The sequence below is a fragment of the Streptomyces sp. NPDC054841 genome, assembly GCF_053611045.1.
Map to the genome: position 1 here is coordinate 1 of NZ_JBSGZO010000396.1, position 8130 is coordinate 8130.

Here is an 8130-nt window from a genome sequence, read left to right on the forward strand (position 1 = left end):
CTCCGGCTCTTCGACACTCGTGCCGGCAAGCTCCTGGGGCAGTGGGAGCGACATCCTCCGGGACAGCTCGTCGCTGAGCGGTGACTCGGGCGGCAGGTCGAGCGGCGGCAGCGACATTCGACGGGTGTCGACAGGACGACTGCGCTCGTACGCTTCACGGATCGTCTCCGCCCACTCCGGGTCCGCATCCACCGGTGTCCCGGGCACTGGCAGCGACGGGCGCCGGGCCGATGTGACCCAGAGGTCGGCCCGCGGGGGCTCCGGCGGGGGCATCGGCGGCAGCTGTTGGGGGACCATCCGGCGGGTGGTGGCCGGGTCAGCCATGTACAGCGCCGCGTGCAAGGCCCGCGGCATGTGGGCCAGCCGCACCGGCACGCCGTGTCGCTGTTCGAGCTGCTGCCGCAGGCCCTCCAGGGTGCGCAGCCTGACCGAGGGGTGAACGCCGAGGATGAGCGCCCGCGATGGGTGGTAGCCGCCTTCCTTGAGGACGGCGTCCAGGCCGGCGGTGACCCGGCCGGTCCACTGGGGGAAGTAGATCACGGGTTCGCCCTCGACCACCGGCAGCGCTACGGGGAAGGCAGCGGGCGTCTGGCCGTCCGGCGCGGTCTCGCGCAGCCAGCGGTTGAGTCGCTCTGTCCACTCCTCGAACTCGCGGCCTGCTTTGGCGAGTTGTGTCGCGCTGATCCGACGATCGAGCACGGCCACACCATCGCCCAGCTTCATCGCCCAGGGCGCGTTCTGATCCCGGACCCGGCCCAGAGGATCGCTGGCAAGAGGGGAGTTGTCGTTCAGCCCTGACTCTCCGAACTTCGGCAGTCCGTCCCAGTCCGCGCGCATGGTGTGGTCCAGTGGGGACACAGCCACGGCATCGCCGTTGGCGAGGCGCCACGCCTGGGTGAAGATCACCCGGCTGGGCATCTTGGTGCGGAGAACTTCACCGAAGGTCTTGAGAGTGGTGTACTGGGCGTCGTTGGCGTCCCCGTACCAGTCCCTATAAGTGAGGCTCGTTGGTGCCCACTTCGTCCGCTCACCGCGGACCCGCTGCCAGTGCAAGATCTGCACCGTGGTGTCGCGTTTCAACTCTACCATTGCCTGGAGCCAGTCGGCGAACCGGTCGACGTCACTGTCGGTGCGTACGATCCGCCCGTTGCTGACATAGTTCAGGACGGGGCTCCCGTTCCGGAACTCCACCAGCACCCGGACCAGCTTCGGGACCGGCGTCAGCCTGGCGGCCAACTGCCGGACGAGTCCGCGCTGCTCGGGCGGGACCGAGGCCAGCAGCACCGCGGAACCCTCACGCACCATGTGTGTCGAGGGGTACGGCACATAGTCCAAGAAACCATCTATGACATCGATCCGCCCGGGGTGGAAAGCCCAGTTGGCCGGCGCAATCGCATTCCAACCGGCCGGTGCCGTCCCCTTCCGCGCCACCGACTTGGGCACGCCCTGGTGGTTTCGGTCGCGGGTCCCATGCGCGCCGGCCTCAGGGATGAGCACCAGAAGTTGCGTCCGATCGGCGATCTCCTGGACAACCTTTTCGAGCAAGGAGTATCGGAAGGGGTCGGCCGGCGCGTTGAACAGCATGTGCAGCACCTGCAGCTGACGCTGGCCGTTCTTCGGTCTGCCTAGCTTCACGAACGGCCGGACGAGGCTGTCGACGATCGCCGGGGCCAATGGTTGCTTCATGTCCCCGAATTGGACCGCCGGCCATGTCTGCCGGCTCTCCGGCAGCGGCATATCGTCGAGGACCAGGAAGCTCTCGAAGTCGCTGACCTGGTCGCGGAACAGGCCGCGATCGAACTGCCGATATGTGTCGTCGCTGAACGCTGCCCGGCCGACCCAGTGCAGGACGGGCTCATCTCGCCGACGCAGTGTTCCCTGGTGGGCGACGTACACCGACTCTGTGGCGGGGACGTCCTTGCGTGTGAGGGTCGTGGTACGCCACTCAGCCCGGGTGGTGCTCTGCGGGAACTCCTCCAGCCTCTTGAGCAGCAGCTTTCCGTCCTGTTCGTCCGCGTGGTGCCCGGGCGGGGGGACATGAATGCTCACTGCCAGCGGTTCGGTCATCGAGATGCCGGGCTTGGACTTGCGTCGTTCCAGGAATCTGTCAAGCAAGTGCTCCTGGACCGCTGTCAGCCAGGCGTTCAACCGGTCGAAGTGCTGCTGTCCGGTCACACTGGTGGCCAGGGCGATGTCTTGCCCCTCCTTGAGCCCCTCCAGCAGCAGCTGCTCCGCGAACTCCTTGGGCCGCGCAACGGGCTGCTCGGCTGTCTTCCCGAGACTGCGCACCGGCAGGACCGGCAGGCCCAGGTCGGCGCCAAAGGACTTCGTGGGAATGCGTACCACGAACATGTCCCGCCGACGGACTGAGTTCGGCACGACGTTGATCAGCTGCTGGTCCTGAGCGGAGAACACAATGCCGTCGCGGGCGTTCACTGCCGAGGGCAGGTCCCGGGAGCGGACACGGCCGAGGAAATCGGTGAGGTATTCGTCCGAGCGCTCCACGGTCGGGCCGGAGTGCTGCTCCCACTCGGCGACCTCAGCATCGACTCCCCCACCGTCCTGCCGCGGGACGTATCGCTCACCGATCAACTCGCCGGAGAGCTCTTCGACGACCTCGGTGAAGTCCTCCGGCAGGCCGAGCACCGGGACCCCGACGATCTCAGAGACTCGCTCCAGGTCTCTTGCGACGCGGACATCCCTGGGGATCGGCTGCGTCCCACCGGGGTCTGTCGGCGGCCTGGACACCTGGAGCACCGCGGTCTGGGACGAGATACCGATGAACTGCACGGCGCGGACAGCCGGCTTGGTTCCGTCAGTCTTGGCCACACGGTTGATCTCATCGACGATCCGCTTGACCACCTGGCCGATTTCGCCGGCGTCGACGCGGTGGAGCGCCGGATCCTCACCCCCGATCCCGGCGAAGAATTCGCCCGTCGAGCTGACGTGCAGGGCCAGCAGGAAGGTGCCGTGATCGGTGCGGTGGTTTCGAAAGCCCCGCGCCAGGCGGTTGAACGTCTCCTGGTCGACCAAGGTCAGGGCACGCCGCAGGACGGCACGCTCCAGTGCCTCCCGGCCCAGGGTGGCGCCGGAGGACAGCACGAACTCCCGGGCAAACGCGGGTGCCGGCAACTGCCCACTCGGCTGCCCTGCGTTGCTGTAAGGCCCCTCGATGAGAGGAACCGGAATCCGGAAGTCGCTGACCAGTGTCGTCCGTGACTTGGTTGTTCGTCCGGTGTCCGAAGCGAGCTTGGCCGAGCCGGGCAGCAACCCGCGGACGGCCTTCGGCAGCCGCTCGTGGGTTGTCGCGAACACCGATACTCGGGCGTCCCGCAACGCGCCCACGACCACGCCGATCTGCAGCGTCACCGCCGTGGTGCGTCCCAATCCCACCCTCTTCAACTGCACGTCATAGGCCGTGCCGCTTTCGAGTCCCAGCGCGAGGAGCTCAGGGCTCAGTGCCGCCTTAAGGGCTTTCTCGTTGTTGTCGCGGCGATCTGCCCGCGCTCGGTTCCAGGGCAGTCCGGAGGCGTCGAGGGCGTCCTGGGCAGCCTTGGACTTGAGCGCGGCCATCAGCTGAGCGGGCGTCGCCATGTCGTCGGTCACCGTGGCGTCGGTGCGGAGCAGCCCCGGATAGGCAAGATCCAGGGCGAGGTGAACCTGGGCGTAAAGCCGACTGACCAACTCGGGATCGAGCAAAGACTTGGTGGCAGTGACGGGCGTGAGAGGCGGAAGCAAGACCTGGGCTCCGGCCTGCCTGACGGTCTCGGAGTGTGTCGACGCCCTTCTGCCTCCTAGCACGACTGTGTCAAACGGCTCCAACAGGCTGGAAGTCGTCGGCGACAAGGAGCTGAGCGCATCGAAGACCCCTGTCCCGGCTGCCGCCGTCACGACGGAATGATCCTCAGGTGACGGAACCTCGCCAGTAACCGGAGACAGCTGGAGGTCTGACTCCACATCATGATGCGAGGAATCCGACCCCAGCAAACTGTCCATGTCGGAATCGGCTTGCACCTCGATCGGTCGGCGCAGATGGCTGGACAGCTGCTGCCCAGAGACGATGACCTTCCGGAAAAACCCATGTGCCGGAGTTGGTGTCGTCCCTTGGTTTAGCGACTCATCGGAGGGCTTGGTAACCAGTACGAAGCCGTCCCGGTTTTCGAGCGTGCCCTGCTCCTCGGACTGCCAGAGGCGCTGCTTCCTCTTCAGAAGCGTTTCCTCCGGAGCGGCCGCCCGTATCAGTGCCGCGCGACTACTGTCGATCGTGTCCAGCAAGGTGGAGTATTCGAGTACCGTGCGCACCGCATCCGTCAGTTGGCGGAACGCGGAACCCTCCGTGCTCTGCGTCAGCAGACGATCCCTGGCTTCGTCCTGCGCCGACAGTGCGGCGCTCTGCGTCTCCGGATCTGCCTGCGCCCAGGACTGTGCCCGCGCGTACTTGTTCCTTGCCTTTTCCCGGGCCGCCTCGACCTCGGCCCTGAGCCTCCCCTCGGTGACCTCACGCAGCCTGTTCAGATCCCGCCGGTGCTGCGGGTCTCGGGCCATGTGCAAAGCGCTGTCGAATCTGGCCTTCGCCGAGACCATCTCCTCGGCGAACCGCCTCTCAGCCGCGGCCTCGTCCTGCGCGGCCTGCTGCCGACGGGCGTCGGCCGCCGCGCGGAATGATGCCTTTCCGGCCCGCTGGATCTCCGCCGTCGCCCCTCTGAGCCGATCCGTCAGCAGTGCCGGACCAGGAGCGCTGCTGCTCGCGGCTACCGCGGCGGCACTCAGCTCTGCCGCAGCCACCGCCACCTTGCCCGCCAGCAGCGCGGCCTCTTGCACCTGTTCCGATGTCAGCATGGGGCCTACGGCTGCTACGGCGCGGGCTGCTTCGTCAGGCGCGGATCCGCGCCGCGGCCTGGTACTCCCCCCGGACTTGGGAGATAGGGACAACGAAGAGACCGGTGACACCACAGGGGAGGCAAACGACGTGGGCATCGGCTTCTCGCCGACGGTGTTCCCGACCACCGTTGACACCATGTTCTCGAGGGCGGACGATGCCAGACGCTCCGGACCGTCGGGCGTGGACTTGTCCAGCGCCGGGTCCTGCCGCATCCGCTCGATGGCGGCCGCTGCCGCCTCGACCGACCTCAGCGCGACGAGCGCCGCGTGGGAGCCGGTACCCTCCAGCACCTGGGTGACCAGGTCCGCGACATACCGCTCCGCGATCTGGTTGTAGTCCTGCTCAGCGGTGGCTGCCACCGTGGCGGGCCAGCCACGCACGGCGCTGATCAGCTCGTTGACCCGATCGGGATCCAGGCCGTCCTTCAGAGCCAGGAACAGGTGGTGCAGGACAGACGCATCCTTGGCTTTGGCGATCGCGCTCTGCCACAGCTCGTCCGCCGACCGAGCCTTCGGCCGAGGGCTTTGCACCGGCCACTGCTCGACCATCGTCGACGCTGTCGGCTCCGCGCCCGGCACATGCAGCGGCCCTGAGGTTTCCGAGTCTGCCCCGAATTGGGTGATCTGTTCGGTGAACACGCCACCCAGCGCCTGCACGAACGCCTCGGCCGCGTCCGTAAGGTTCTTCGGGGCCCCCGGCCCCACGAGTTCCTCTGCTGCGGATTTGACGGAACTCACGGACAGCAGGGAACTCGCGTCGGAAGTCTTCCTGCGATGGCCGACCCTCGTGGTCGGAACCAAGTGCTCGGCGTCCTTAGCTGTGGAGGTGTTGACGCCCCACTTCACCTTGTGCGCCAACTGCCGCACATTTGCTGGTCGGGTGTTGGCTGTCCTTCGGCCCATACGGGTGGCCAGGGTGAACTGCAGATCTGCACCGTGGATCTGCAGCAGTCCGCCCTCACCGTATTCCTCGAAGGAGCCGAGGACTCCCTTCAGGCTGCCGTCCGCAGTCTCCTCCAGCTCCACGGCCAGCACGGTGTCCACCCCGAAGGTCCACACCGTCCGGTTCGGCACCAGGACGGTCGTGGCCCCGCCGGTCCGGAACTTTTCGGCGAGTTCGAACCGGTCCTGGACCTGCTGTCCCTCCCACGGGCACAAACTCAGGACTCGGAGTAGGCCCTCGTCTTGGCGACCATCGTGTTCGAAGTCGAGGCCCGGGAGCACCTGTTCGACGAAGGCCTCGTAGGTCAGCTCCCGGTCGAAGTGGGTGATCAGCCCCTTCTGGTTGGTGTGCAGATGCAGGACTTGGGTGTTGGCATACTTCGGGAAGTTGAGAGCCGCCTGGAGCATTTCCGAATCGTCGTGGACCCATGGGAAGTAGCGTCCCGATGGCGTGGGGATGCCCAGCTTGTGCGCCAGCCCGCGGGGCACCACCGCCTCGGGGCCGGCCAGAAGCTCCAGGAAACGGTCCAGGCGGAATGACATCCGCACCTCACCAGTGCTGTCAAACAGCCCATCCGTCTCACCCGCACTCAGTTTCAGGTGTAGCAGTGCCCCGGTCCCCACCCGAAGCCAGTTGGGTATCGTCCGGGCGGTGGACCGGTGCGTCGGCGTGAGCCTCGTGGCGACCTCAGTGCTCCGGACCTCGGCGGTGAGGGAGGTGCCGTCGAGCGCCGGCACCACGTCAAGCGACTGCCCGGTGTGATCGGTGACCCCGGTGTGCAGGAGTCCAGAGATACCCGCGGCGTGGGCGACGGCTTCGGTCCGGGTCACGGACCACTGGGTCTCCTCCTGTCGCGCCAGCGCCTCCGCTGCCCTCGCACCCATCCAGTTCAGCGGAACGGGGTTGTAGAGCTCCAGCCCGATGTGCAGGCGGCCGATGACACCGGGAAGGCTGATCGGAGGCAGCTGGTAGCCACCGGGCTCGGTCAGCTGACCCAACCTGCTGATCATCAGGGTGGAAGACAGAAATAGCTGGAGCGCGGCGATGCTTGCGTTGCCCCACTCGGCGAACTGCGCCGGGGCGGAGCTGCGATCGCCGCTCTTCGGTGGAGCTTCGCCGCTCAGTGCCCGGCGAAATTCTTTGAAGACCTTGGCCAGCGCTTCGGGGCGGGCACCCAACGGGGCTATGGTCAGTCGGCTGAGATCAGTGGGCTTCAGCTCGAAGGGCCGCAGCCCGAGGTCCTTGGCGGATGTTCCGTAGGGGATCTCGACCACTGTGTGGCTCAGCGGCTGCGGCCGGCCCGTCGGCTCGGTCGCCGATCCGGTGGTGTTCACGGCGTCCGGAGCGCCGTCAGCCATTTGATCCTCGGGCAGCTCCAGGGTGCCCATCTGGGCAGGATCGGGCTGGTACTCCCGTGGTACCACGACCCGCTCGATCAGCGGTATCTCCGTCTGCAGGTCAGTCCTGTCCGTGTCGGCGACGCGGTAGCGGATCCGCATGAACATGTGCGGCAGGTTCAGGCCCAGCCGGTTGATCGCCTTGCCAGGCTTCACCACCCGCTTGAGCGCGATGGTGACGGTTGTCTTCGGGCCGTCGTAGATGTCAGCCGTACCGGAGGTGGTGATACCAGCGTGGTGGTGCCCTGTCGCTGTGGTGGAGCGCCCCTCGCCCGTTCCCGAGGTGTCCCTCGCGCTCAAACCCTCCTGGGCCCAGCCCAACGGGCCCTCGCCCGGAACCGCGCCCTCCAGTCCCTGCGCCAGGGTGTGGCCGGAGGTGTCGGCGCTGTTCTGCCTGACCGCGGTGTAACCGTAGTCCATCAAGTACTTGGTGACATCGGCTTCGACCTGCCCCCGCCAGTTCCACGTGCTGTCAGGGCGACGGGCCTGGACCATCAGCTGAACCGTCTCCTGCGTCACGCCTGAGCCGATGGTGGCGGTCAGGGTGATACCGGGGCCGCGCACCTGGTCCATCACAATGGCCAGGATGTCCAGGTTGAGCACGCTCTCCAGCCGCCCGGGCAACATTCGGTTCCGGGGGTCCGTGCCGGAGATGTGCCACACGCCGTCCAGGTGCTTGGGGGCTCCCTTCTTGACCAGCTCCCGGGCCGCGGCTACCAGCGGGTCGGCCACGCCCTCTTCTTTGTTCAGGCCCAAGCCGTTCTGTTCCGTCGGCGGCGCCAGGAGTTTTGTGACGCTGCCCACCGGCGGCTCGGTCATCTCGATCCGGACGTTTTCGGGTCGGGCGGGCTCCTGTGGGCGGAAGTAGGTGACACCGCGTTTGATCCGGACCAACTCGCCCGCCACCAG

Annotated in this window: 1 protein-coding gene; it reads right to left on the reverse strand. The window is 66.9% G+C overall.

Features of this window, described 5'->3' with window-relative positions; translation table 11 throughout:
* Nucleotides 1–7953: hypothetical protein (locus tag ACWGI8_RS34350; RefSeq protein ID WP_453667000.1), on the reverse strand; the 7953-nt coding region annotated here is incomplete at its 3' end.
* Nucleotides 7954–8130 lie beyond the last annotated feature (177 nt).